Source organism: Zestomonas insulae, from assembly GCF_016901015.1.
Taxonomy (GTDB): Bacteria; Pseudomonadota; Gammaproteobacteria; order Pseudomonadales; family Pseudomonadaceae; genus Aquipseudomonas; species Aquipseudomonas insulae.
The window spans coordinates 458,920-482,434 of sequence record NZ_JAFEUP010000003.1; the positions used below are offsets into that span (position 1 = coordinate 458,920).

The following is a 23,515-nucleotide window of genomic DNA, read 5'->3' on the forward strand; positions in this document are numbered from 1 at the left end:
GTGCGGCTTACAGGGTCTTGGCCATGCGGCTGGCGAGCAGCGCCCAGGCGAACAGCAGGACGCAGAGGATCACCATCGGCCAGGCGCGCCACTGCAGGTAGGGGGTCAGCTGCTGCATCGGCACCACCTCGCCGTACAGCACGCCCTGCTGGAACTGCGGGATGCTGGTGGTGATCCGGCCGAACGGGTCGATCAGCGCGGTGACCCCGTTGTTGGTGGCGCGGATCATCCAGCGCCCGGCCTCGAGGGCGCGCATCTGCGCCATCTGCAGGTGCTGCAGTGGGCCGATCGAAGTGCCGAACCAGGTGTCGTTGCTCACCGTCAGCAGCAGCTGGCTCTGCGCGGCGAGGCTGGCGGCAAACTCCGGATAGACCACTTCGTAGCAGATGTACGGCGCGATGGCGTAGCCCTTGGCCTGCAGCAGCGGCTGCTCGGCCGGGCCGCGGGCGAAGTCGGACATCGGCAGGTCGAAGAAGGCGATCAGCCCGCGCAGCACATCCTGCAGCGGCACGTACTCGCCGAACGGCACCAGCTTCTGCTTGAGGTAGGTACCCTGGCCCTGGCCGGTCACGGTGATGCCGTTGTAGTAGCGCTTCTCGCCCTGCGGGCCGAGCTGGCGAATCGGCACGCCGGTGATCAGCGCGGCCTGGCGGTCGTTGGCGAAGCGGCCCATCACGCTGAGGTAGCCTTCGGCAAACTCTTTGAGCACCGGCACCGCGGTTTCCGGCCAGATCAGCAGGTCGCTGCGCTGCGCGCTGAAGCTCAGCTCGCGGTACAGCTGCAGCTGCGCTTCAAGTTGCGCCGGGTCCCATTTCAGCTGCTGGGCGACGTTGCCCTGGATCGCCGCGACGCTCAGTGGGGCGCCGGCCGGCACGGTCCAGGCATGGCCCTTGAGCGCCAGACCGACCAGCCACGGGCCGGCCAGCAGCACCAGGCCGAGCGCGGCGAACAGCGGGCGGCTGCGCAGGCGCCAGAAGTTGACCAGCAGCGCGGCGCTCAGCGCCAGGACGAACGACACCAGCCACACGCCGCCGAGCGGGGCGAGCCCGGCCAGCGGGCCGTCCAGCTGGCTGTAGCCACTGTACAGCCAGGGGAAGCCGGTGAGGAACCAGCCGCGGAACGCTTCCTGGGTCAGCCACAGCGCAGCGAAGGCCAGCGCGTCGGCCAGCGGCGCCTCGTTGCGGCGCAGCCAGCGCGCCCACAGCCAGGCCGGCAGGGCGAAGAAGAACGCCACGCCGGCACAGAAACCGAGCGTAAGGAAGGCGGCCAGTGGCGCGGAGGCGGCGCCGTAGTCATGGATGCTGACGTAGATCCAGCCGGTGCCGGCGAGGAACAGGCCGAAGCCGTAGCACCAGCCGCGCCACAGCGCCTGCTTGGGCGTCAGCGCGCGCAGGCCGCCGTAGAACACGGCGAGCGATAGCAGGGCCAGCGGCCACAGGGCAAAGGGCGCGAGCGCCAGGGTGGTCAGGGCGCCGGCGGCGAGCGCCAGCAGATTGCCCGGCCAGCCGGGGCGAGTGATCCAGCGCATCGGAAATCCTTAACTGATGTCAGGCGGGCAAGGGTACTGGAAGGCGGCCGGCGAGGGGAGAGGCCGGCCCTGTGCCGGCGGCGTACCCAGGTTGCACGCCCGCCGGTCGGACGCGCTAGCGCTCCAGCGGGGTGACGCGCAGCAGGTGCACGCGGCGGCTGTCGGCGCTCAGCACGCGAAAGCGGAAGTCGCCGATCTCGACGATCTCGTTGCGCTTGGGCAGGTGGCCGAAGGCGTTCATCACCAGGCCGCCGACCGTGTCGAACTCGGCGTCGCTGAAGGTGCTGCTGAACGCGTCGTTGAAGTTGTCGATCGGGGTCAGCGCCTTGATCAGGAAGTCGCCGCTGGGCAGCGGTTTGACGTAGCTGTCTTCCTCGACGTCGTGTTCGTCCTCGATGTCGCCGACGATCTGCTCGAGCACGTCTTCGATGGTCACCAGGCCGGCGACGCCGCCGTATTCATCGATCACCACCGCCATGTGGTTGTGGTTGGCGCGGAACTCGCGCAGCAGCACGTTGAGGCGCTTGGATTCGGGTACGAAGGTGGCTGGGCGCAGCAGATCCTTGACGTTGAAGTCGTCGGTGCTGGCTTGCAGGATCAGCGGCAGAAGGTCCTTGGCGAGGAGGATGCCGATCACGTCGTCCGGGCCTTCGCCGATCACCGGGTAGCGCGAGTGGGCGGAGTCGATGATCGCTGGGAGGAATTCGCGCGGCGACTGGCAGGCCTTGATGCTGACCATCTGCGAGCGCGGCACCATGATGTCGCGGACCTGCAGGTCGGCGACCTGAATGGCGCCTTCGACGATCGACAGCGCTTCGCTATCGAGCAGTTTGTTCTGGTGGGCTTCGCGGAGCAGCTCCAGCAGCTCCTGGCGGTTCTTCGGCTCGTGGGCAAAGGCGTGGGTGATTCTGGTCAACCAGGACCTGTGCCCGTTGCTCGATCGGTCTTCGCTCATAAATGAATGCTCGGTCTCTTCTTATTCGTCATCGCGGTAGGGGTCGGGGTGGCCCAGTTCGGCCAGCAATTCCCGTTCCAGGGCTTCCATTTCTTCGGCTTCGACGTCTTCGAGGTGGTCGTAACCCAGCAGATGCAGGCAGCCATGAATCACCAGGTGCGCCCAATGCGCTTCCGGCGCCTTGCCTTGTTCGGCGGCCTCGCGCTCGACCACCGCCGGGCAGATCACCAGATCGCCGAGCAGTGGGATATCGAGCATTTCGTCAGGTACGTCGGCGGGGAAGGACAGCACGTTGGTGGCGTAGTCCTTGGCGCGGTAGGTGTGGTTCAGCTCGCGCGCTTCCGGTTCGTCCGCCAGACGGATGGTCAGTTCCGAATCACCCTGGCGCTGGCGCAGGGCCAGCTCGCACCAGCGCTGGAACAGTGCGGCGGTGGGGTGGGTGGCGGTGGTGGCGATCTGCAGGTCCAGCTCAACCATTGCGGTTGCCCACCTCGTCGTCGACCTTGCCGTGCAGGCGGTTGTCGTGGCGCTCGTAGGCCTCGACGATGCGCTGCACCAGCGGGTGGCGCACCACGTCCTTGGGTTTGAAGTGGGTGAAGGTGATGCCCGGCACGTCACGCAGCACGTCGATCACGTGGGTCAGCCCGGAGCGCGTGCCGCGCGGCAGGTCGACCTGGGTGATGTCGCCGGTGATTACCGCGGTCGAGCCAAAGCCGATGCGGGTGAGGAACATCTTCATCTGTTCCATCGTGGTGTTCTGGCTTTCATCGAGAATGATGAAGCTGTTGTTCAGCGTGCGGCCGCGCATGTAGGCGAGCGGCGCCACCTCGATGACCTGTTTCTCGATCAGCTTGGCCACCTGCTCGAAGCCGAGCATCTCGTACAGCGCGTCGTACAGCGGGCGCAGGTACGGGTCGATCTTCTGGGTCAGGTCGCCGGGCAGGAAGCCGAGCTTCTCGCCGGCTTCCACCGCCGGACGCACCAGCAGGATGCGGCGGATCTGTTCGCGCTCCAGCGCGTCCACCGCGCAGGCCACTGCCAGGTAGGTCTTGCCGGTCCCGGCCGGGCCGATGCCGAAGTTGATGTCGTGCTCGAGGATCGCCTTGACGTAGCGCTGCTGATTGGCGCCGCGCGGGCGGATGTTGCCCTTGCGAGTGCGCAGGCTGACGCTCGGCGTGGCGCTCGGGTTGACCAACTCTTCGATGCCGGATTCCTGCAGGAACAGGTGCACCAGCTCGGGCGACAGCTCGGTGCTGCCGGTCTCGCGGTACAGGCGCTGGAGGAGGACTTCGGCGGCCTTGGTCTTGTCGGCGGCGCCGATCAACTCGAACTGGTTGCCACGGTTACGGATCTCGATGCCGAGGCGTTGCTCGATCAGACGCAGGTGCTCGTCGAATTGTCCGCAGAGGTTGGCGAAGCGGCGGGACTCGAAAGGTTCGAGGGTGAAGCGAAGCGGATCTGTGGGTGCGTTCAATGTCGTGTGTGCCGCCAGTCGGCAGGGGGGTAAGTCGAAGAATAAACCCAGGCGCCTCGCTGCGAAAGCCGAAGCGCCTGCGGCTTTAGTCGGCCGTCAGTGCAACAGGCCGTTGCCGCCGTCCAGCAGCGTGCCGCGCAGCGAGTGCGGCAGCGCCTCGTCGATACGTACGTCGACGAACTGGCCGATCAGGCGCGGATTGTCGCAGGCGAAGTTGACGATTCGGTTGTTCTCGGTGCGCCCGGTGAGTTTGCCGGGGTCGCGCTTGGAGTAGTCGTTGACCAGGATGCGCTGCACGCTGCCAACCATCCGTCGGCTGATCTCGAAGCCCTGCTGGTGAATGCGCGTCTGCAGGATGTTCAGGCGCTGCTTCTTCACCTCGTCCGGGGTGTCGTCGACCAGGTCGGCGGCCGGGGTGCCCGGGCGCGAGCTGTAGATAAACGAGAAGGAGAAGTCGAAGCCGACGTCCTCGATCAGCTTCATGGTCTGCTCGAAGTCCTTCTCGGTCTCGCCGGGGAAGCCGACGATGAAGTCCGAGCTGATGCAGATGTCCGGCACCGCCGCCTTCAGCTTGCGGATGCGCGACTTGTATTCCAGTGCGGTGTGGTTGCGCTTCATCGCCGCGAGGATGCGGTCCGAGCCGGCCTGCACCGGCAGGTGGACGAACTTCACCAGCTCCGGGACTTCGGCGTGCGCGGCGATCAGCGCGTCGGAGAACTCCAGCGGGTGGCTGGTGGTGTAGCGGATGCGGTCAATGCCATCGATCGCCGCGACCACGCGGATCAGTTCGGCGAAGTCGGCGATGCGCCCATCATGGGTGGCGCCGCGGTAGCCGTTGACGTTCTGACCGAGCAGGGTCACTTCGCGCACGCCGTGTTCGGCGAGGTGGATGACTTCGGCGAGCACGTCGTCGAACGGTCGGCTGACTTCCTCGCCGCGGGTGTAGGGGACCACGCAGAACGTGCAGTACTTGCTGCAGCCTTCCATCACCGAGACGAAGGCGCTGGGGCCGTCGACGCGCGGTTCCGGCAGGCGGTCGAATTTCTCGATTTCCGGGAAGGAGATGTCCACCTGAGCGGTCTTGGTGGTGCGCGCGGCGTCGATCATTTCTGGCAGGCGGTGCAGTGTCTGCGGGCCGAACACCACGTCGACATAGGGTGCGCGGTCGCGGATCGCAGCGCCTTCCTGGCTGGCCACGCAGCCGCCCACGCCGATCACCAGCTCCGGATTCTGCTGCTTCAGTTCGCGCCAGCGACCCAGCTGGGAAAAGACCTTGTCCTGGGCTTTTTCGCGGATCGAGCAGGTATTGAGCAGGATCACGTCGGCTTCCGCCGGGTTCTCCGTGACTTCCAGGGCTTGGTGTTCACCCAGCAGGTCGACCATGCGAGAGCTGTCGTACTCGTTCATCTGGCAACCGTGGGTTTCGATGTAAAGCTTCTTGGTCATGCGCGTCTGTCGGTAATTCGCAGGACCGCGCATTATAGTGGCCGCGCGACGGGGTTCCTAGCGTTGTGTGTCGGAAGCCTGTGCTATGATTCGTGCCCTTTTTTGAAGTGCCATTCCCCGCTGCCCATGAGCAAGAACGATCCGATCTACAAGGTGATTTTCCTCAACCAGGGCCAGGTGTACGAGATGTACGCCAAGCAGATCTATCAAAGCGATCTGTGGGGCTTCCTGGAAGTCGAAGAGTTCGTCTTCGGCGAGCGCACCCAGGTGGTGGTCGATCCCAGCGAGGAGAAGCTGAAGGCGCAGTTCGAAGGCGTGGTGCGCAGTTTCCTGCCGATGCACGCCATCATCCGCATCGACGAAGTCGAACGCCTAGGCACGCCGAAGATCAGCGAAGCCAAGGGCGGCGGCAACGTGATGCCGTTCCCGGTACCGTTGCCGGACAAGAACTGAAGCGGGAGTGTCGCCGCCGGCTCAGGGCAGCGGCGAAAACGGCGTAGCGCCGTCGGCGGTCTGCAGTTCCTGCAGGTAGCTGCGGAAGATCTGCCCGAGCACCTGAGTGGCGATCTCCAGTTCATCGCTGCGCATCTGCGCGGCGACCAGATCGGCACTGTCCATCGCATCTTCGGCGCCATTCACGGCCGCCATCTTCAGCACGATATAGGCTTGCACGTTGTTCGCCGGCACTCCTTCGCCACGGAAGAACATCATGCCCAGACGCTCCTGCGCCTGCGCATGGCCGTGCAGTGAGGCCTGTTCGAACCAGTTGAGCGCCTGATTGAGGTCGCGCGGTGCGCGTTGGCCGTCGTAATAGAACTCGCCGAGTTCGTATTCGGCCTGCAGGTCGCCGTTTTGCGCGGCCTGGCGGCAGTTGGCCAGGGCGTCGGCTAGGGCTTCGGGCGCGGTGTTGAGCGAGCAGCGGCCAGTCGCTGGGATCAGCAGGGAGTTACCGCCCGCATTCGCCAGCAAGGGAGTGGAAAGCAGCAGGCAGCCAAGAATCAGGCTGCGGCCGGTGCGGTTCATGAAAATCCAGGCGCCTCAGACAACCGTGCGGGCGGTGAGCCCACCGACGAAACGCGTCGGCCTTCACATTATGAAATAAGCCGGGCGCTTCTTACAAAGTCTTTACCGTGCTTTCGACCTTCGCGGCGGCCCGCAGTTGCAGCAACAGCCAGGCAAGCAGGCCGTAGGCGAGGGTCAGCAGGGCGTGGAACAAGTCGATGCGGCGCAACGGACCGATAAAGCCGTCGGTGCCGACCGCCAGGCCGGCGCCGAGGAACAGGCCGACCCCCGTGCACGCCGCGGCGAGCGGCGCAATCCGCGGTCGCTGGCGCAGCGCCGCTTCGATCAGCAGGAGCAGCGGCAGCAGGTTGAGGAGAATCCGGTAGCTGCCCAATACGCCGAAATGGCTGGCCAGTGCGGCGCCGATGCCCAGCGCGACGACGATTGCCGACCAGGGCCGCCAGTCACCGGACAGCCCGCGACTCAGCGAGAAGGCCGCCAGGCCGAGCAGTGGCAGGCCGAGCAGGCCGCTGGCCTGGCTGAACGCCACATGCAGCGGGGCGATACTCGGGCTGATGCCGAAGCGCACCACGCCACAGGCGGCCGCCAGCAGCGGCAGGAGAAAACCCAGCAGCAGCGGCGGCGCGTTGTGACCGAGGCGCGGCGCCGCGCGGGCGATGCCGATGATCGCCGCCAGGCAGGCGGCGGCGAGGAAGGCGTCGGACAGCGCGGTGCTGTACTGCATCACTTCAGCGCGGCGAACGCGCGTTCGGCGGCGTCGAGGGTGAGCTGCAGCTCGGTGTCGCCGTGGGCGATCGAAGTGAAGCCGGCCTCGAAGGCGCTCGGCGCCAGGTACACGCCGCCGTCCAGCATCAGGTGGAAGAATTTCTTGAAGCGCTCGGCGTCGCTGGCCATCACGTCATCGAAGGTGACGATGTCGTCGGCGTCGCTGAAGTACAGGCCGAACATGCCGCCGGCCTGGGTGGTGACGAACGGGATGCCGGCGGCATCAGCGCGTTCCTGCAGGCCGGCCAGCATGCGACGGGTGTAGTCGGTGAGTTCGGCATGGAAGCCGGGGCGGCTGATCAGGCGCAGGGTGGTCAGCCCGGCGGCCATCGCCAGCGGGTTACCCGACAGGGTGCCGGCCTGGTAGACCGGGCCGAGCGGGGCGATGCAGCCCATGATGGCGCGCTTGCCGCCGAAGCAACCGACCGGCATGCCGCCGCCGACGATCTTGCCGAAGGTCGACAGGTCCGGGGTCACGCCGTAATGCGCCTGGGCGCCGCCGAGGGCGACGCGGAAGCCGGTCATCACTTCGTCGAAGATCAGCACCACGCCATGCTTGTCGCAGGCTGCGCGCAGGCCCTGGAGGAAGCCCGGCGCCGGCGGCACGCAGTTCATGTTGCCGGCCACCGGTTCGACGATGATGCAGGCCACGCTCTGGCCAACTTCGGCGAGGGTCTGCTCGACGGCGGCCAGGTCGTTGAACGGCAGGGTCAGGGTGTGTTTGGCGAAGTCCGCCGGCACCCCGGCCGAACTCGGCACGCCCTGGGTCAGCAGGCCGGAGCCGGCCTTGACCAGCAGGCTGTCGGAGTGGCCGTGGTAGCAGCCTTCGAACTTGATGATCGCGTCGCGGCCGGTATAGCCGCGCGCCAGGCGAATCGCGCTCATGGTCGCTTCGGTGCCGGAGCTGACCATGCGCACCATCTCCATGGACGGCACGATGCTGCACACCAGATCGGCCATCTCGGTTTCCATGGCGGTCGGCGCGCCGTAGGACAGGCCGTGCTGCAGCTGGTTGCGCACCGCGTCGAGCACTTCCGGATGGCCGTGGCCGAGGATCATCGGGCCCCACGAGCCGACGTAGTCGACGTAGCGCTTGTCGTCCTCGTCAACCACGTAGGCGCCTTCGGCGTGCTTGAAGAACAGCGGCGTGCCGCCGACGCTCTTGAACGCGCGCACCGGCGAGTTGACGCCGCCGGGGATGTGTTTCTGGGCGTTGGCGAACAGGGTTTCGGAACGGGACATAGCGGGCCTCTCGAATGCTAAGGGGCGACGGCCGTGTCGCCCGAAAAAGGGGTCAGGAGTCGCTGAACAGGGCGCTGAAGGCACGCGCGCGCTGTTCGACTTCAGCGGCCGAGGCGGCGCCGAACAGGGCGTGAATCACTGCGATCAGGCTGGCGCCGCGGGCGATCAGGCCGGGCGCGTTGTCCAGGGTCACACCGCCGATCGCCACAATGGGCAGGGCGAAGCGCTGGCGCGCCTCATCCAGGAGCGCCGGGGTGGCGGCTGGCGCACCGGGCTTGGTGGTGGAATTGAAGAAGCGCCCGAAGGCGATGTAGCTGGCGCCCTCGGCGACCGCGCGTTCGGCCAGTTCGAGCTGGGCGTGGCAGGTGCCGCCGACCAGTGCGCTATTGCCCAGGCGCTGGCGGGCGGCGCGCAGCGAGCCGTCGTCCTGGCCGAGGTGCACGCCGACGCCGAGGCGGGCGGCCAGTTCGAGGTCGTCATTGATCAGTAGCTCGGCGCCGTGGCGGGCGCATAGCTCGGCCAGCGCGCTGGCTTCGTCGAAGCGCCGCGCCGCATCGTTGGATTTGTCGCGGTACTGCAGCAGTCGCGCGCCGCCGCGCAGGGCCGCCTCGACGTAGGGCAGCAGTTTGCCGCCGTCCAGCAACTGGCTATCGGTAATGGCGTACAGGCCGCGCAGCGTGCTCATCAGGAGCAGAAGTCCAGCGGCAGGCGGCGCGGCACGAACTGGCCACGACCCGGTTGCTCGGCGTCGCGCAGCGTGCGCCAGGTGTAGGCGAGGGCCGATTCCACCGCGCTGGCCAGCTGCTCACCGAGCGCCAGGCGACCGGCCAGGGTGCTGGCCAGGGTGCAGCCGGAGCCGTGGTAGCTGCCCGGCAGACGCGCGCAGGTGAAGGTGTGGCGGCTGCCGTCACGCGAATACAGGCGGTTGTGCACTTCGTTTTCGTCGCCGTGGCCGCCGGTGATCAGCAGGTGCTCGATCTTCGGCAACAGCTTTTCGGCGCATTCGTCGGCGCTGCCTTCCGGCAGTTCGGCGAGGATGCGCGCCTCCGGCAGGTTCGGCGTGGCGATGGTCGCCACCGGGAACAGCCGCTCGCGGATCGCGTAGCCGACTTCGTCCTTGCCCAGCGCGCCGCCGCCGCCGGCGCGCAGCACCGGATCGCAGACCAGCGGCACGCCCGGCAGCGTCTGCATGATCTCGAGCACCGTCTCGACCATTTCCACCGAGCCGAGCATGCCCAGCTTGACCGCGGCGACCGGCAGGTCGGCGATCACCGCGCGGGCCTGGGCCAGCACCCAGTCGCGGTCGAGCACGCGGAAGTCGCTGACATTCACCGTGTCCTGCACGGTCAGCGCGGTGACGGCGGGAGCGGCATGGCAACCCTGGGCGAGCAGGGCTTCGATATCGGCCTGCAGGCCGGCACCACCACTCGGGTCATGGCCGGACAAACAGAGCACAACGGGGCGGGAGCTGTAGGTAGTCATGGTGCGCGAGCTTAGCTTTTTTTCCCTCGCCGGGCGACTGAATTGACTGCTGCGTCAGCTATTTGGGTGAGCGGCGCGGCGGGGGTGCTGTGCTAGAGTGAGCCACTTTCAATAATCTGGCCGACCGGCCGTGCCGTGGAGGGGAGTGGGGACTCCCGCAGGTTGCGTGACCACTGCTGCGCTGGGGTAGACGGGTGCGACGGCCGGCGGGCCGGAGCCGCGCCGCAACCCGCCGCAACGGCGGCGCCAGCCACCCGGCGTGGCCCGGAACGGTCTCTGCGGGGCTCCATGCGCTACGGCCTGTTTTTCTTCCTGCTGGTGCTGGCCAATCTGGCCGGCGCGGTCGAATTCGACGAGCACACTCGCCAGTTGCCGCTTGGCCGGCAGATCGATGTGTTCGAGGACGTGCGCGGCGCCGCGACCATCGAGGAAATCCTCTCTCCAGCGCTGCAGGCCAGCTTCCGCCGCTCCGAGCGCGACGTGCTCAACGCCGGCTACTCGCGCTCGGTGTTCTGGCTGCGCCTCGATCTCACCTACCGGCCGCAGCAGGCGCAGGGCCAGCAGTCCTGGCTGCTGGAACTGGCTTACCCACCGCTCGATCACGTCGATCTCTACCTGCCCGACGGCCAGGGCGGCTTCCGCCTGGCGCAGAGCACCGGCGATGCACTACCGTTTGCCAGCCGGCAGATCCGCCAGAACAACTACCTGTTCGATCTCGCCCTGCAGCCCGGCCAGCCGCAGCGCGTCTACCTGCGCCTGCAGAGCCAGGGCTCGATCCAGGCGCCGCTGTCGCTGTGGTCGCCGACCGCCTACCTGGAGACCCAGCCGGGGCGCATTTACGTGCTCGGCATCATCTACGGCGTGCTGCTGGTGATGCTGATCTACAACCTGTTCATCTACGTCAGCGTGCGCGACACCAGCTACCTCTACTACATCCTCTATATCGCCTCGTTCGGCCTCTATCAGGTGTCGGTCAACGGTGCCGGCATCGAGTACTTCTGGCCGAGCAACCCCTGGTGGGCGAACGCCGCGACGCCGTTCCTGATCGGCTCGGCGGCGTTGTTCGGCAGCCAGTTCGCACGCAGCTTCCTGCACACCGCCGAGCACAGCCCGTGGGTCGACCGCAGCCTGCTCGGCATGATGGCGCTCGGCGCACTGGCCATGCTGCTGGCGTTGACCGCCAGCTACGACCTGTCGCTGCGCTGGGCGACCTCGGTGGCGCTGCTGTTCACCGTGGTGATCTCCCTCGCCGGCATCTCCGCCTGGCGCCGCGGCATGCGCGTGGCGCGCTACTTCATCATCGCCTGGAGCGCCTTCCTGCTCGGCGGCATCATCAACACGCTGATGGTGCTCGGTTACCTGCCGAACATGTTCCTGACCATGTACGCCAGCCAGATCGGCTCGGCGATCGAAGTCGGCCTGCTGTCGCTGGCGCTCGCCGACCGCATCAACGCGATGAAGGAAGAGCGCGCGCGCATCCTCCAGGAGTCCGGGCGCAAGCTGGAGGCGCTCAACGAGGAGCTAGCGCACAGCAACCAGCTCAAGGACGAGTTCCTCGCCACCGTGACCCACGAGCTGCGCACGCCGATGAATGGCGTGATCGGCTCGCTCGAGCTGCTGCAGACCCTGCCGCTGGACGCCGAGCAGGAGCAGTACCAGCGCACCGCGTCGAGCTCGGCGCGCGACATGATGCGCATGGTCAACGACATCCTCACCCTCACCGAACTGCAGGCCGGCAAGCTCTACCCACGCCGCGAGATATTCAGCCTGCGCGCGCTGTTCGACGGCCTGCGCGGGCAGTTCGCCCCGCGCGCCGAGGCCAAGGGGCTGGTCTTCGAGCTGGAGCTCGACGACGGTCTGCCCGACTTGCTCGAAGGCGACGGTGCCAAGCTCGGCCAGTGCCTCGGCTACCTGCTCGACAACGCGATCAAGTTCACCCCCAGCGGTCACGTGACCCTGCGCGTGTTGCCGGCCGACGCGCGCCACGGCCACCTGCCGCTGAGCGTCGAGGTCAGCGACAGTGGCATCGGCTTCGACGCACCGGCCGAGGCGCAGCTGTACCAGCGCTTCCACCAACTCGACGGCTCGATGACGCGCGAGTACGGCGGCCTGGGCATCGGCCTGGCGATCTGTCGGCAGCTGGTCGGCCTGCTCGACGGCACGCTGACCCACGAATCGCGCCCCGGGCGTGGCAGCCGCTTCCAGCTGCGCCTGCCGCTGGCCTTGCCGCCGCAGGCCTCGCCGGCCGACCTGCAGCGCCCGCGCGGCGCGGCGGTGCGCCGTCCGGAGGAGTGCACCGTGCTGGTGGTGGAGGACAACGCGATCAACCAGCTGGTGACTCGCGGCATGCTGCTCAAGCTCGGCTACCGGGTGCGCTACGCCGACGACGGCGCCGAGGCGCTGGAGCTGCTGCGCCGCGAGAGCGTCGATGCGGTGCTGCTCGACTGCCAGATGCCGGTGATGGACGGCTTCGCCACCTGCCGTGCGCTGCGCCTGCTGCCCGGTTGCGCCGAGCTGCCGGTGCTGGCGATCACCGCGCACAGCCACAGCGGCGACCGCGAGCGCTGCCTGGCCGCCGGGATGAGCGACTACCTGGCCAAGCCGGTCAAGTTCGAGGCGCTGCGCACGCTGCTGCACGACTGGCTGCTGTGTCGCGCGCCGGGGCAGATTCGCGCCTAGCGCGGCCTGCCGCCGCGCGAGGTGCGCCCACCCGCACGAATGAATGCCTGCCCTTTTGACCGAAATAGCCCTTCCTCAAAGGTCTGAATGCTGATTCACTGTTTAAAAATGAATCCGGATTCAGTTTATGGCCTATCGCACCACCCTGGCTCGCCAGGACCGTGACCTCGAGCTGCGTCAGCGCATTCTCGACTGCGCGCTGACACGGGTCGCCGACGGCGGCTTCGCCGTGCTGACCATGCAGGCGCTGGCCGAGGATGTCGGCATCGCCACCGGCAGCCTATACCGGCACTTCCGCGGCAAGGGCGAACTGGCTGCCGAGGTGTTCGCCCGCGCCAGCCAGATCGAGGTCGACGCCCTGGCTGCGGTGCTGCGCGCCCCCGGCCAGCCGGTCGCGCGCCTCGCCGCCGGCCTCGAGCAGTTCGCCGCGCGCGCCTGGCACAGCCGGCGCCTGGCCTTCGCCTTGATCGCCGAACCGGTCGAGCCGGAGGTCGACGAGCAGCGCCTGCTGTACCGCGAAGCCTATGCCGAACTGTTCGTCGAACTGCTCGAGGAGGGCGTGCGTGCCGGCGCCTTCCACATCGAGCAGGTTGCGCTGAGCGCGGCCTGCCTGGTCGGTGCGATCGCCGAGGCGCTGGTCGGCCCGCTCTCGCCGCCGGCCCGCGCGGCCCGCGAGCAGGGCCGGCCGAGCCTGGAACTGGAGCAAGTCAGCCGCACCCTCACCACCTTCTGCCTGCGCGCCGTCGGCGCCAGCCTGCCTGCCGAGGAGACCTACCAATGAGCGTGAGCCACGAGTACGCGGAAACCCACGAAGTGTTCAATCAGGTGCCGCCGCTGGATGGCGCCAACCTCTATCGCGTCGACCTGCCGCTGCAGGAGTGGACGCGGCGCTTCGACGGCGGCTGGGCCGAGGCGCGCATCGAGGCCTACGGCGCGCTGGCCGGCGGGCCGCTGATGGCGGCCGGCTTCCTCGCCAACGAGAACAAGCCGGTGTTCAAGAGCCACGACCGCTACGGCCACCGCATCGACCTGGTGGAGTTCCACCCGGCCTATCACCAACTGATGGCGGCAGCCATCGAGCACGGCATTCCGTCCATGCCCTGGACCGATTCGCGCGCCGGTGCCCAGGTCGCCCGCGCGGCGATGAGTTATATGCACAGCCAGGCCGAGGCCGGCAGCGGCTGCCCGCTGACCATGACCTACGCCAGCGTGCCGGCGCTCAAGCTGCAGCCGGACCTCGCCGAGGCCTGGCTGCCGAAGATCCTCGCCACCCAGTACGACCCGCGCAACGTGCCGATGAGCCAGAAGGCCGGGGTCACCATCGGCATGGCGATGACCGAGAAGCAGGGCGGCACCGATGTCCGTGCCAACACCACCAAGGCCTATCCGGTCGGTATCCCCGGCCCGGGCCAGGCCTACGAGTTGGTCGGCCACAAGTGGTTCTGCTCGGCGCCGATGTGCGACGCCTTCCTGACCCTGGCCAACACCGACAAGGGCCTGACCTGCTTCCTGCTGCCGCGCCATCGCCCGGACGGCACGCGCAACGAGTTCTACATCCAGCGCTTGAAGAACAAGCTGGGCAATTGGTCGAACGCCTCCAGCGAAGTGGAATTTCGCGGCGCGCTGGCCTGGATGGTCGGCGAGGAAGGCCGCGGCGTGCCGACCATCATCGAGATGGTCTCGTTGACCCGCTTCGACTGCATGGTCGGCTCCAGCGCGCTGATGCGTCAGGCGCTGACCCAGGCCGCGCACCACTGCGCGCACCGTAAGGTCGGCGGCCGCGTGCTCAGCGAGCAGCCGCTGATGCAGAACGTGCTGGCCGATCTGGCCCTGGAAAGTGAGGCGGCGTTGGCCCTGACCATGCGCATGGGCAAGGCGCTGGACAACCCGCACGACGCGCAGGAGGACAAGTTCGCCCGCCTGGTCACCGCGGTCGGCAAGTATTGGATCTGCAAACGTGCGCCGGCGATGATCAACGAGGCCGCCGAATGCATGGGCGGCGCCGGTTACGTCGAGGACACCATCCTGCCGAGGCTGTACCGCGAGGCGCCGGTCAACTCGACCTGGGAAGGCTCCGGCAACGTGCAGTGCCTGGACGTGCTGCGTGCGCTGTCCAAGGAGCCGGGAGTGCTCGACGCGCTGTTCCACGAACTGGGCGACGGTCACGGCGATGCGCGCCTGGCCACCTTCATCGGCAACCTCAAGGCCGGTTTCGCCGACACCAGCGACATCCAGTACCGCGCCCGCCAGCTCACCGAGGACGTCGCCGTGGCGCTGCAGGCCAAGCTGCTGCTCGAGGCCGGCAACAGCCTGGTCAGCGATGCCTTCATCGCCAGCCGGCTCGGCCAGGGGGGGCGGGTGTACGGCACCCTGCCACGCGGCATCGACGCCGAAGCGCTGCTCGCGCGCAGTACGCCGCACCTGGTCTGACGCCTGCGCCCCTCGCCCAGTGCTGGGCGAGGGGACGGGGAGAGGGACAACCCGCCTGACAAGGAACACCGCATGCACGCTCATCCGCGCTTCCGCGAACTGGTCGAGGGCGGCTTCGCCGCCGCCAATTTCATCAACGACGTCGGCATCCGCCCCACCGACTGCGGCCCGGGTTGGGTGGAGGCCGAGCTGGTCATCGCCGCCCGTCACCTGCAGCAGAACGGCTATATCCACGCCGGCGTGCAGTCGACCCTGGCCGACCACACCGCCGGCGCGGCGGCGGTCACCCTGGTCGGCGACGGGCAGACCGTGCTGACCATCGAGTTCAAGGTCAACCTGCTGCGCCCGGCGCGCAGCGAACGCCTGTACTGCCGCGCCGAAGTGCTCAAGGCCGGCCGTCAGGTCACCGTGGTCGAGGCCGAGGTGTTCGGCGACGAGCAGGGCGAGCGGCGCCTGTACAGCAAGGCCATGGTGACCCTCGCCGTGGTGCCGATGCCCTGACCCGGCGGCGTGCCGTGCGGCTGGCGGGCGATGCCGGCAAAGGCGCAAGATAGGGCGGTATTCCCGTCAGGAAGTTGCCCTGTGACTGTCATCGAATCCGCCGAATTCCTCGTCGCCGACACCGCTGAAGCAGCGGTGGAGCGTCTGACCCTGCTGCACAAGCACGCCACCGAAGCACTGCGCGGCGCGCTCAAGCGCTACCTCAAGGAACGCACCCAGCCGAGCGCCAGCGAACGCGCGCTGTTCCGCTACCCGGAGCTGCGCCTGACCTACCACTGCCAGGGCGAAGTGCCGAGCACCGTGCGCGCCTACGCCAAGGTCCAGGTGCCGGGCGGCTACAGCGTCACCGTGACCCAGCCGGACGCCTTCCGCGGCTACCTGCTCGACCAGCTGCGGCCGCTGATGGCCGACTTCACGGTGACCGTCGAGGTCGGCGTCAGCCAGCAGAACATTCCCTATCCCTATGTGGTCGAGCAGGGCGACGAGCTGGCCGGCTCCGGGGTGACCGCCGCCGAGCTGGCGCGGGTGTTCCCCAGCACCGACCTGTCCGCCGCCACCGACGGCGTCGCCGACGGCCTCTACGACTGGGCGACCGCCGACCCGATGCCGCTGGCGCTGTTCGATGCGGCGCGCGTCGACTTCTCGCTGAAGCGCCTGCAGCACTACACCGGCAGCGACTGGCGGCATGTGCAGCCGTGGATCCTGCTGACCAACTACCACCGCTACGTCGACCAGTTCATCCGCCACGGCCTGGCCCAGCTGCGCGACGACCCGCGCTACGTGCGGATGGTGCTGCCCGGCAACGTGATCATCGAGCGCGGCACCTCCGACGAGGATGCCCAGGCGGTGGCCGAGGCGGTGGTCTGGCACCGCTACCAGATGCCGGCCTACCACCTGATCAGCAACGACGGGCATGGCGTGACGCTGGTCAACATCGGCGTCGGCCCGTCCAACGCGAAGAACATCACCGACCACCTGGCCGTGCTGCGCCCGCACTGCTGGCTGATGATCGGCCACTGCGGCGGCCTGCGGCAGTCGCAGACCATCGGCGACTACGTGCTGGCGCACGCCTACATGCGCCGCGACGGCATCCTCGATCGCGTGTTGCCGCCGCACATCCCGCTGCCGGCGCTGGCCGAGGTGCAGCTGGCACTGCAGGAAGCCGCGGCGACGGTCACCGGCGAGCGTGGCGAGGCGCTCAAGCGGCGCCTGCGCACCGGCACCGTGCTGACCTACGACGACCGCAACTGGGAACTGCGCTGGGCCCAGGAACGCCCGCTGATCAACCTGTCGCGGGCGGTCGCGGTGGACATGGAAAGCGGCACCATCGCTGCCCAAGGCTACCGTCTGCGGGTGCCCTATGGCACGCTGCTGTGCGTCTCGGACAAGCCGCTGCATTCGGAGATCAAGCTGCCCGGCGCGGCCGGCGCGTTCTACGAGCGGGCGGTGACCCAGCACCTGCACATCGGCCTGGCCGCGCTCGACCTGCTGCGCAGCCAGCTCGACGCGCTGCACTCGCGCAAGCTGCGCAGCTTCGACGAGCCGCCGTTCCGCTAACCCGGCGGCAGGCGCAGGTGCAGCAGCGGGAAGGGTTTGCCGCTGCCATCCAGCGCCGAGCGCCCGACCACCTCGAAGCCGAGGTGGCGGTAGAAGGCCAGCGCGTCCGGGTTCTGCTCGTTGACGTCGAGCGCGCGGGCGTCGTGCTGCGCCACCGCGTGTTCCAGCAGGCGGCGGCCGAAGCCGCGGCCGTGCTGCGCCGGGTCGACGAAGAGCATCTCGATGCGTCCGTCCAGGCACCCGACGAAGCCGGCGACCTGGCCATCCTCGGCGCGCACGCAGGCGAGGCGAATCGGGCTGTCGAAGGCCGCGCGCACCTGCGGCGCATAGAAGCGAATGTCCGCCTCGCTGAGAAAGTGGTGGGTGGCGCGGACCGCCGCTTCCCACACCTCCAGCAGGCGCGGCAGGTCGGCGGCGCCTGGGTTTTCCACGACGTTCATCGGCTGGCGTCGAGTACCACGCGGTAACGCGCCTTGCCGCTGCGCAGGTGGTCGAGCGCCTGGTTGACCTGGCTCATCGGGAACAGCTCGACCTGCGGGACGATCTGGTGACGTGCGCAGAACTCCAGCATGGTCGCCATGTGCCGCGGTGAGCCGACCGGCGAGGCGGACAGGCCCTTCTGCTGCGGAATCAGCTGGAACACGTGGACCGGGATCGCGCTCGGCACGATGCCGACGAAGTGCAGCTGGCCCTTGCCGCGCAGCGTGCCGAGCAGGGCGTTCCAGTCCAGATCGGCGCTGGCGGTGACCAGCAGGAAGTCCAGGCTGCCGGCGATCGCCTTGAGCGCGGCGCTGTCGTTGGAGGCCACCACCTTGTGCGCGCCGAGGCGCTTGGCTTCGTCCTGCTTGCTCAGCGAAGAGGTGAAGGCGGTGACTTCGCAGCCCCAGGCATTCAGGAAGCGCAGCGCCAGGTGACCGAGGCCGCCGATGCCGACCACGCCGACCCGGTCGGTGGGGCGCACGTCGTGTTCGAGCAGCGGCGCGAACACCGTCGAGCCGCCGCAGAACAGCGGCCCGGCGAGGCTCGGCTCGAGGCCCTCGGGCAGCGGCAGGGCCCAGGCCCAGTGTGCGCGCACGCGGTCGGCGAAGCCGCCGTTGCTGCCGCCGATGGTGGTGCGCACCTTGCCGCACAGCTGGTGGGCGCCGTCCATGCACGACGAGCAGTGCATGCAGCTGCTCTTGTACCAGCCGATGCCGACCCGCTGGCCGAGCTGCAGGCCACGCGCCTGGGCGCCGAGGCGCACCACGCGGCCGACCACTTCATGGCCGGGGATGAACGGGAAGCGCGCGTTGCCCCAGTCGTTGTCGATCATCGACTGGTCGGAATGGCAGATGCCGCAGAACTCCACCGCCACTTCCACTTCCTCGGCGCCCAGCGGGCCGGGATCGAAGCTGTGCGGTTGCAGCGGCGCACCGGCGGCCAGCGCGGCCCAGCCGGTGAAAGTGTCGACTACGGATTCGGTTTCGCTCATGGCCGGGACTCCTTGGATCGTCGGGGCAGGGGCGCAAGCATAGCCAGCCTGCCGCGCGCCGCGGGATCGCTCGAAGTGGGGATAATCAGGCCGGCTCCGCGAGCAGCACCGGCACCCGCCACTGTTCGCCCGGCGCCGGGGCGCGGAAGCGCTGCGCATCGACGCCATGGTTGGCCAGCGCCTGGCGCAGCGCGCGCGGCGGGTCGAACTGCTCTTCGTCGGTGAGGCGAAAGGTGGCGAAGTGGATCGCCATGCTGCTCTGCGATTGCAGCTGCAGATGGGCCTGCACCGCATCGTCGGGGTTCATGTGGTGATCGCGCATGAACCAGCGCGGCTCGTAGGCGCCGATCGGCAGGGTGGCGAAGCGGAACGGCCCGAAACGCTCGCCGATCAGCTTGAACTCTTCGCCCAGCCCGCTATCGCCGGGGAACAGCACCGGGCCGTGCGGCGAGTCGAGGACGAAGCCCAGCCACAGGGTCTGGTTGGTGTCGCGGCGGCTGCGCGCCGACCAGTGCTGCACCGGCACGCCGTGCAGGCGCAGACCATCGGCCAGCGGCAGGCTCTGCCACCAGTCCAGTTCGATCACCGTGTCGAAACCGCAGGCCTCGATCAGCGGCCCGTTGCCCAGCCCGGTGACCGCCCGCGCGGCGGGGAAGCGCCGGGCCAGCTCACGCAGGCTCCACAGGTCGAGGTGGTCGTAGTGGTTGTGGCTGACCAGCACCAGGTCGATTGGCGGCAGCTGGTCGAGGCTCAGCCCCGGCGCGTGGTGGCGCTTCGGTCCGGCGAAACTGAACGGGCTGGCGCGCTGCGACCACAGTGGGTCGGTGAGGATGTTCAGGCCGTGCAGCTGCAACAGCACCGTGGCGTGGTTGATGTAGGTGACCTGCAGCTCCGCGCCGCCGACCCGCTCGGCCAGCGGTGAGCGTGGCGCCGCCGGCGGCGCCACCCAGGGCTTGCTCTTGGGCCGGTTGAGCTGCCACTTGAGCAGTTCGCGCAGGCCCTTGTGCGGGGTCGGCGCCAGGTTGCGAAAGCGCTGGCCGTCGAAGTGGTCGCTGGCCGCGCCGGCGTAGGGTTGGTCGTGACGGCCGAGCAGGCTGAGCAGGTTGAGCAGCCATAGCGGGCGCAGGGATGTGGGCATGGGCGGTGCTCTTGCGGTTGGTCAGTGCTCAACCTAGCATGGCCGCTCCGCGCTGCCAGCCGTCCGACACCTTTTGCAACCATGCCCCGTCCTCCGCGTCCCCCTTCGCGCTCCCCCCGTCCCGCCGCCGCGCCGCGCCGGGTGGCCAAGCCGGCGCCGGCCGAACCGCGGCTGATCCTGCTCAACAAGCCGTTCGACGTGCTCACCCAGTTCAACGACGAGCAGGGCCGCGCCACGCTCAAGGACTTCGTCGCGGTGCCGGGCGTGTACCCGGCCGGGCGCCTGGACCGCGACAGCGAGGGCTTGCTGCTGCTGACCAACGATGGCCGCCTGCAGGCGCGCATCGCCGATCCCAAGCACAAGCTGGCGAAGACTTATTGGGTGCAGGTGGAAGGCGAGCCGGATGCCGCGCAACTGCAGCGCCTGCGCGACGGTGTCGAGCTCAACGACGGGCCGACCCTGCCCGCCGAGGCGCGCCTGCTGGAAGAACCGCAGCTGTGGGAACGCCAGCCGCCGGTGCGCTTTCGCAAGAGCGTGCCGACCGCCTGGCTGGAGCTGGTGATTCGCGAGGGGCGCAACCGTCAGGTGCGGCGCATGACCGCGGCGGTCGGCTTGCCGACCCTGCGCCTGGTGCGGGTGCGCATCGGCCCGTGGAGCCTCGACGGGTTGGCACCGGGCGAGTGGCGCGAGGTGCCGGCGTGCCTGCCGTAGCGGGCCGCGTCCAGCTGCGGCGCGTCAGCCGTGGATGCCGCGCGTCACTTCGATGACGTAGCCGATCAGCGGCTTGGCCAGGAAGGCGAACAGGCACAGGCCGAGGCCGAGAAACAGGATCGCGGTGCCGAGGCGACCGGCTTTGGACTTCTTCGCCAAGTCCCAGATGATGAAGGCCATGAACACCATCAGGCCGCCGACCAGGACGTACATCATCAACGCTTCGAGCTGTTCCGGTTCCATCGCTTACCTCCGGGAAATAGGCAGACACAAGGCCAGTGCAGGGACTGGCCGTGGGGGCGGGCGATTGTTGTTGGAACTGCTCTGACGGCGGGGCCACGCGAAATCGGCGGCGATTATACGTGAACAGCCGCGCCGCGCGGTGCGCCTTCGTCGCGCCGGCGACTCAGCTGCGCAGGTGCAGCAGCGGCAGCTCGGTGCTGGAGATCACCTGATCGAGGACGAAGCTCGAACGCACGCTGGACACCCCCTCGATGCGCGTCAGGGTGCCGAGCAGCAGCTTCTGGTAATGGTCCATGTCCGGCACCACCACCTTCAGCTGGTAGTCGGCGTCCATCCCGGTGACCAGGCTGCATTCCAACACCTCCGGGCACTGGCGGATCACCGACTGGAAGTGCTCGAAGCGCTCCGGGGTGTGGCGGTCCATGCCGATCAGCACGAAGGCGGTGAGGCTCAGGCCGAGCTTCTTGCGGTCGAGCAGCGCCACCTGGCGAACGATGTAGCCGTCATCCTCGAGCTGCTTGACGCGCCGCGAGCAGGGCGACGGCGACAGGCCGATGCGCTCGGCAAGTTCCTGGTTGGACAACCGCGCGTCGCGCTGCAATTCGGCGAGAATCTTCAGATCGTAGCGGTCTAGTTTGTTCATCGCAGCACTAATTTGTAGTTGGATTGCTGCCAATCATGCTTCAGGGGTGAAAGATTGCGCAACTGGCCTGCCGGTGAGCAATCTTCGCAATCCGCTGTCGGCAGCGCAGGGTTAAGCTTTGTTCCAGTTTCACGGCCCGGACTCTTGTCCACCCGACTCGCCCAATCAGGTCAGTCGGCGCCGCCGGTCCCACCGGACCGCACCGGCCCCCGGGTCCGCTCTGCCCAATCAGGCAGGCGACGAAAGCGGCGACACGATTGCCAGCACAGGACGACATTATTGAAAGGGCGGCTCCCCGGGGGGAGCCGCCCTTTTTGTTTGCCTCACAGCACGCCGAACAGGCGCAGCAGCCACCAGGCGAGGATCGCCACCTGCACCAGGTAGCCGGCGAAGCGCAGCCAGACGAACAGCGGCGAGGTGCTGATCAGGTGCATCAGCGACTGGAACAGCCGCGCGCCGAGCAGGGTCAGGGCCAGCGGGTCGGTCAGTGCGGTCTGTCCGGCGTGCAGCACATAGAGCAGCACGGCGGCCTGCAGCGGCAGGTTCTCGATGCAGTTGGCGTGGGCGCGCGCCAGACGCTGGCCGAAGCCGGGGGTGCTGCTGCCGTCAGGGGCGAAGGCGTTGACCGCGCGTTTGCCAGCAAGCACCAGCAGGCCGCGGTGATTGACGATCAGCAGGGCCAGTAGCAGGGTCCAGGCGACCAGGCCGAGCAGAGCGATAACGCTGGGGGTGAGGGACATGCGGAGCTCCTTGTTGTTGTTGTGGAGAAGCTCGCGCAGTCTAATGCAGTTTTTAGAGTAAATGCTCTAGTCGTGGCGCCACCGGATCGATGTGCACCAGCACCTCGGCGCGCGGGTAGTGGTTCTGGATCGCTGCGGCGGCCTGCTGGCCGAGGTCGTGGGCGGTGCGCAGCGGCATGTCGGCGGGTAGCTCGACGTGCACCTGGACGAACCAGCGGCTGCCGGAGACCCGCGTGCGCAGCTCGTGCACGCCGAGCACGCCGGGCACCGCCGAGGCCAGCTCGAGCATGCGCGTGCCGACATCGGCCGGCAGTTCCTCGTCCATCAGCACGGCGACCGCCTCGCGGGCGATGCTCACCGCACTCCACAGGATGTACACGGCGATGCCCAGGCCGAACAGCGCATCAACATGCGGCACGCCGAACTGGGCAAGCGCCAGGGCGAGCAGGATGCTGCCGTTGAGCAGCAGGTCGGAGCGGTAGTGCAGCGAGTCGGCGCGAATCGCCGTGGAACCGGTCAGGCGGATCACCCGCTGCTGGAACATCAGCAGGGCGACGGTCAGCGCCAGCGCCAGGAGCATCACCGCCATGCCCAGCGGCCCGCCTTCCAGCGGTTGCGGATCGTGCAGGCGCTCGAACGCCTGGACCGCGATCAGCACCGCACTGCCGGCTATGAACAGCGCCTGGGCCATGGCCGCCAATGCCTCGGCCTTGCCGTGGCCGTAGCGGTGGTCCTCGTCGGCCGGCTGCAGCGCGTAGCGCACGGCGAGCAGGTTGAGGAACGAGGCGGCGCCGTCGAGCAGCGAGTCGGTGAGGCCGGCGAGCAGGCTGACCGAACCGCTCAGCCACCAGGCGATGCCCTTGGCGACGATCAGGATGCCCGCCACGCACAGCGAGGCGAGCGTCGCCTGGCGCAGCAGCTGGGCGTGCTGCTGGCTCAGCGACATGCGCGGTCCCCGCCGAGCCGCGTGGCGCGGGCGCGGTGCACCCTTAGGCGGCCGGCTGCAGGCCGTAGCTGGCCAGTTGCTGCAGGCTGCCGCGCTGCTGGAGCAGGCGCGGGTCGTCGAGCGGCAGGCTGCGCCCGGTTTCGCGTTCGATCAGCGCCTTGAGCTGCTGCTTGTCGACCTGGCCGTCGGCGCCGATGGTCTGCTGCAGGTCCACCGGATCGACCTGCGCGGTCTCGCCGTCGGGCAGGTAGATGGCGCCGGTGGCGAAGTCGATACCGAAGGCGATCAGCCCGGGGATCACATAGAAGAGGATGCCGATGGCATCCAGGGCCGCAACCACCGGGTCGATCTTGCCTTCGATCTGTCCGCGCCGGTCGGGGAAGAACAAGGTGCCGCAGGCGGTGAGCTGGGTGACCAGGGTAACGGTGACGACGCTGCCGATTAGGCGGGACTGCATGCGCATAGGGGCCTCCTGAAATGATTGCGCCACTATACCAAGGCGCGCTGCCGCGAACCTTGGCAATGTGCCATTTCGACCACG

The 23,515-nt window shown here is 68.2% G+C and carries 25 protein-coding genes; 7 read left to right on the plus strand and 18 right to left on the minus strand.

The window, feature by feature from the left end:
* Positions 1–7 precede the first annotated feature (7 nt).
* The 5 genes from lnt to miaB form a co-directional block, all read right to left on the minus strand.
* A complete protein-coding gene (lnt, locus tag JQX08_RS11915) occupies positions 8–1,528 on the minus strand; it encodes an apolipoprotein N-acyltransferase (RefSeq protein WP_205348592.1) in 1,521 nt (506 codons plus the stop codon).
* A gap of 115 nt (positions 1,529–1,643) precedes the next feature.
* Positions 1,644–2,483 carry a CorC family transporter gene (locus tag JQX08_RS11920; protein WP_205348593.1) on the minus strand — a complete coding sequence of 280 codons (840 nt, stop codon included), beginning with the start codon at positions 2,481–2,483 and terminating at the stop codon, positions 1,644–1,646.
* 21 nt (positions 2,484–2,504) lie between these two features.
* Positions 2,505–2,960, minus strand: coding sequence for an rRNA maturation RNase YbeY (gene ybeY, locus JQX08_RS11925; RefSeq protein WP_205348594.1), 456 nt, complete (start codon positions 2,958–2,960; stop codon positions 2,505–2,507).
* The gene (locus JQX08_RS11930) at positions 2,953–3,957 is read right to left on the minus strand and encodes a PhoH family protein (RefSeq protein WP_205348595.1); all 1,005 of its coding nucleotides are present in this window, start codon (positions 3,955–3,957) and stop codon (positions 2,953–2,955) included. The genes ybeY and JQX08_RS11930 overlap by 8 nt, the downstream gene beginning before the upstream one ends.
* A 96-nt stretch (positions 3,958–4,053) precedes the next feature.
* Positions 4,054–5,403 (minus strand): tRNA (N6-isopentenyl adenosine(37)-C2)-methylthiotransferase MiaB, encoded by a 1,350-nt coding sequence (gene miaB / locus JQX08_RS11935; protein WP_205348596.1) that lies wholly within the window; start codon positions 5,401–5,403, stop codon positions 4,054–4,056.
* Between the two features lie 126 nt (positions 5,404–5,529).
* Between miaB and JQX08_RS11940 the strand changes: the two genes are divergently transcribed.
* Positions 5,530–5,856 (plus strand): DUF1820 family protein, encoded by a 327-nt coding sequence (locus JQX08_RS11940; RefSeq protein WP_205348597.1) that lies wholly within the window; start codon positions 5,530–5,532, stop codon positions 5,854–5,856.
* A gap of 21 nt (positions 5,857–5,877) precedes the next feature.
* Here the strand turns inward: JQX08_RS11940 and JQX08_RS11945 are convergent, their stop codons facing one another.
* From JQX08_RS11945 to JQX08_RS11965, 5 genes are all read right to left on the minus strand, one after another.
* Positions 5,878–6,426, minus strand: coding sequence for a tetratricopeptide repeat protein (locus JQX08_RS11945; RefSeq protein WP_205348598.1), 549 nt, complete (start codon positions 6,424–6,426; stop codon positions 5,878–5,880).
* A gap of 91 nt (positions 6,427–6,517) precedes the next feature.
* Complete coding sequence (locus tag JQX08_RS11950) at positions 6,518–7,150, minus strand: hypothetical protein (RefSeq protein ID WP_205348599.1); 633 nt, start codon at positions 7,148–7,150, stop codon at positions 6,518–6,520.
* Positions 7,150–8,433 (minus strand): glutamate-1-semialdehyde 2,1-aminomutase, encoded by a 1,284-nt coding sequence (hemL, locus tag JQX08_RS11955; RefSeq protein WP_205348600.1) that lies wholly within the window; start codon positions 8,431–8,433, stop codon positions 7,150–7,152. Before hemL ends, JQX08_RS11950 begins: the two co-directional genes overlap by 1 nt.
* A gap of 52 nt (positions 8,434–8,485) precedes the next feature.
* Positions 8,486–9,118: a thiamine phosphate synthase gene (thiE, locus tag JQX08_RS11960; protein WP_205348601.1), complete on the minus strand. Its 633-nt coding sequence runs from the start codon at positions 9,116–9,118 to the stop codon at positions 8,486–8,488.
* The gene (locus JQX08_RS11965) at positions 9,118–9,915 is read right to left on the minus strand and encodes a hydroxymethylpyrimidine/phosphomethylpyrimidine kinase (RefSeq protein WP_205348602.1); all 798 of its coding nucleotides are present in this window, start codon (positions 9,913–9,915) and stop codon (positions 9,118–9,120) included. The genes thiE and JQX08_RS11965 overlap by 1 nt, the downstream gene beginning before the upstream one ends.
* 288 nt (positions 9,916–10,203) lie before the next feature.
* On the opposite strand from JQX08_RS11965, the gene JQX08_RS11970 reads away from it, so the two are divergent.
* The 5 genes from JQX08_RS11970 to amn all read left to right on the plus strand — a co-directional run bounded on the left by JQX08_RS11970 (position 10,204) and on the right by amn (position 17,082).
* On the plus strand, positions 10,204–12,594 hold the full coding sequence (locus JQX08_RS11970; protein ID WP_205348603.1) for a hybrid sensor histidine kinase/response regulator: 2,391 nt from the start codon (positions 10,204–10,206) through the stop codon (positions 12,592–12,594).
* Positions 12,595–12,721: 127 nt separating this feature from the next.
* On the plus strand, positions 12,722–13,375 hold the full coding sequence (locus JQX08_RS11975) for a TetR/AcrR family transcriptional regulator (RefSeq protein WP_205348604.1): 654 nt from the start codon (positions 12,722–12,724) through the stop codon (positions 13,373–13,375).
* Positions 13,372–15,024, plus strand: coding sequence for an acyl-CoA dehydrogenase family protein (locus JQX08_RS11980; protein ID WP_205348605.1), 1,653 nt, complete (start codon positions 13,372–13,374; stop codon positions 15,022–15,024). The genes JQX08_RS11975 and JQX08_RS11980 overlap by 4 nt, the downstream gene beginning before the upstream one ends.
* Before the next feature lie 72 nt (positions 15,025–15,096).
* Positions 15,097–15,525, plus strand: a complete 429-nt coding sequence (locus JQX08_RS11985; protein WP_205348606.1) for a PaaI family thioesterase — start codon at positions 15,097–15,099, stop codon at positions 15,523–15,525.
* 90 nt (positions 15,526–15,615) lie between these two features.
* Complete coding sequence (gene amn / locus JQX08_RS11990; protein ID WP_430472533.1) at positions 15,616–17,082, plus strand: AMP nucleosidase; 1,467 nt, start codon at positions 15,616–15,618, stop codon at positions 17,080–17,082.
* On the opposite strand, the gene JQX08_RS11995 is transcribed toward amn, so the two are convergent.
* The 3 genes from JQX08_RS11995 to JQX08_RS12005 form a co-directional block, all read right to left on the minus strand.
* Positions 17,079–17,522: a GNAT family N-acetyltransferase gene (locus tag JQX08_RS11995; RefSeq protein WP_205348608.1), complete on the minus strand. Its 444-nt coding sequence runs from the start codon at positions 17,520–17,522 to the stop codon at positions 17,079–17,081. The two genes, amn and JQX08_RS11995, sit on opposite strands and share 4 nt — an antisense overlap.
* Positions 17,519–18,553: an NADPH-dependent aldehyde reductase Ahr gene (ahr, locus tag JQX08_RS12000; protein ID WP_205348609.1), complete on the minus strand. Its 1,035-nt coding sequence runs from the start codon at positions 18,551–18,553 to the stop codon at positions 17,519–17,521. Before ahr ends, JQX08_RS11995 begins: the two co-directional genes overlap by 4 nt.
* Positions 18,554–18,638: 85 nt before the next feature.
* The gene (locus JQX08_RS12005) at positions 18,639–19,691 is read right to left on the minus strand and encodes an MBL fold metallo-hydrolase (RefSeq protein WP_205348610.1); all 1,053 of its coding nucleotides are present in this window, start codon (positions 19,689–19,691) and stop codon (positions 18,639–18,641) included.
* An 81-nt stretch (positions 19,692–19,772) separates the two neighbouring features.
* Here JQX08_RS12005 and JQX08_RS12010 point away from each other — a divergent pair, with 81 nt between their 5' ends.
* Positions 19,773–20,402, plus strand: coding sequence for a pseudouridine synthase (locus JQX08_RS12010; protein ID WP_239482135.1), 630 nt, complete (start codon positions 19,773–19,775; stop codon positions 20,400–20,402).
* A gap of 24 nt (positions 20,403–20,426) precedes the next feature.
* On the opposite strand, the gene JQX08_RS12015 is transcribed toward JQX08_RS12010, so the two are convergent.
* From JQX08_RS12015 to JQX08_RS12035, 5 genes are all read right to left on the minus strand, one after another.
* Positions 20,427–20,645: a DUF2788 domain-containing protein gene (locus JQX08_RS12015; protein WP_205348612.1), complete on the minus strand. Its 219-nt coding sequence runs from the start codon at positions 20,643–20,645 to the stop codon at positions 20,427–20,429.
* A gap of 163 nt (positions 20,646–20,808) precedes the next feature.
* Positions 20,809–21,288, minus strand: a complete 480-nt coding sequence (locus JQX08_RS12020) for an Lrp/AsnC family transcriptional regulator (protein ID WP_205348613.1) — start codon at positions 21,286–21,288, stop codon at positions 20,809–20,811.
* A 323-nt stretch (positions 21,289–21,611) separates the two neighbouring features.
* On the minus strand, positions 21,612–22,028 hold the full coding sequence (locus JQX08_RS12025; protein WP_205348614.1) for an MAPEG family protein: 417 nt from the start codon (positions 22,026–22,028) through the stop codon (positions 21,612–21,614).
* 52 nt (positions 22,029–22,080) lie between these two features.
* Positions 22,081–22,974: a cation diffusion facilitator family transporter gene (locus JQX08_RS12030; protein ID WP_205348615.1), complete on the minus strand. Its 894-nt coding sequence runs from the start codon at positions 22,972–22,974 to the stop codon at positions 22,081–22,083.
* Positions 22,975–23,017: 43 nt separating this feature from the next.
* Complete coding sequence (locus JQX08_RS12035) at positions 23,018–23,437, minus strand: polyribonucleotide nucleotidyltransferase (protein WP_205348616.1); 420 nt, start codon at positions 23,435–23,437, stop codon at positions 23,018–23,020.
* Positions 23,438–23,515 lie beyond the last annotated feature (78 nt).

Bases quoted from the DNA above. Each gene is read 5' to 3' on its own strand.
- lnt (WP_205348592.1), bottom strand. From the start codon at position 1,528: ATGCGCTGGATCACTCGCCCCGGCTGGCCGGGCAATCTGCTGGCGCTC.
- JQX08_RS11920 (WP_205348593.1), bottom strand. From the start codon at position 2,483: ATGAGCGAAGACCGATCGAGCAACGGGCACAGGTCCTGGTTGACCAGA.
- ybeY (WP_205348594.1), bottom strand. From the start codon at position 2,960: ATGGTTGAGCTGGACCTGCAGATCGCCACCACCGCCACCCACCCCACC.
- miaB (WP_205348596.1), bottom strand. From the start codon at position 5,403: ATGACCAAGAAGCTTTACATCGAAACCCACGGTTGCCAGATGAACGAG.
- JQX08_RS11940 (WP_205348597.1), top strand. From the start codon at position 5,530: ATGAGCAAGAACGATCCGATCTACAAGGTGATTTTCCTCAACCAGGGC.
- JQX08_RS11945 (WP_205348598.1), bottom strand. From the start codon at position 6,426: ATGAACCGCACCGGCCGCAGCCTGATTCTTGGCTGCCTGCTGCTTTCC.
- JQX08_RS11950 (WP_205348599.1), bottom strand. From the start codon at position 7,150: ATGCAGTACAGCACCGCGCTGTCCGACGCCTTCCTCGCCGCCGCCTGC.
- hemL (WP_205348600.1), bottom strand. From the start codon at position 8,433: ATGTCCCGTTCCGAAACCCTGTTCGCCAACGCCCAGAAACACATCCCC.
- thiE (WP_205348601.1), bottom strand. From the start codon at position 9,118: ATGAGCACGCTGCGCGGCCTGTACGCCATTACCGATAGCCAGTTGCTG.
- JQX08_RS11965 (WP_205348602.1), bottom strand. From the start codon at position 9,915: ATGACTACCTACAGCTCCCGCCCCGTTGTGCTCTGTTTGTCCGGCCAT.
- JQX08_RS11970 (WP_205348603.1), top strand. From the start codon at position 10,204: ATGCGCTACGGCCTGTTTTTCTTCCTGCTGGTGCTGGCCAATCTGGCC.
- JQX08_RS11975 (WP_205348604.1), top strand. From the start codon at position 12,722: ATGGCCTATCGCACCACCCTGGCTCGCCAGGACCGTGACCTCGAGCTG.
- JQX08_RS11980 (WP_205348605.1), top strand. From the start codon at position 13,372: ATGAGCGTGAGCCACGAGTACGCGGAAACCCACGAAGTGTTCAATCAG.
- JQX08_RS11985 (WP_205348606.1), top strand. From the start codon at position 15,097: ATGCACGCTCATCCGCGCTTCCGCGAACTGGTCGAGGGCGGCTTCGCC.
- JQX08_RS11995 (WP_205348608.1), bottom strand. From the start codon at position 17,522: ATGAACGTCGTGGAAAACCCAGGCGCCGCCGACCTGCCGCGCCTGCTG.
- ahr (WP_205348609.1), bottom strand. From the start codon at position 18,553: ATGAGCGAAACCGAATCCGTAGTCGACACTTTCACCGGCTGGGCCGCG.
- JQX08_RS12005 (WP_205348610.1), bottom strand. From the start codon at position 19,691: ATGCCCACATCCCTGCGCCCGCTATGGCTGCTCAACCTGCTCAGCCTG.
- JQX08_RS12010 (WP_239482135.1), top strand. From the start codon at position 19,773: ATGCCCCGTCCTCCGCGTCCCCCTTCGCGCTCCCCCCGTCCCGCCGCC.
- JQX08_RS12015 (WP_205348612.1), bottom strand. From the start codon at position 20,645: ATGGAACCGGAACAGCTCGAAGCGTTGATGATGTACGTCCTGGTCGGC.
- JQX08_RS12020 (WP_205348613.1), bottom strand. From the start codon at position 21,288: ATGAACAAACTAGACCGCTACGATCTGAAGATTCTCGCCGAATTGCAG.
- JQX08_RS12025 (WP_205348614.1), bottom strand. From the start codon at position 22,028: ATGTCCCTCACCCCCAGCGTTATCGCTCTGCTCGGCCTGGTCGCCTGG.
- JQX08_RS12030 (WP_205348615.1), bottom strand. From the start codon at position 22,974: ATGTCGCTGAGCCAGCAGCACGCCCAGCTGCTGCGCCAGGCGACGCTC.
- JQX08_RS12035 (WP_205348616.1), bottom strand. From the start codon at position 23,437: ATGCGCATGCAGTCCCGCCTAATCGGCAGCGTCGTCACCGTTACCCTG.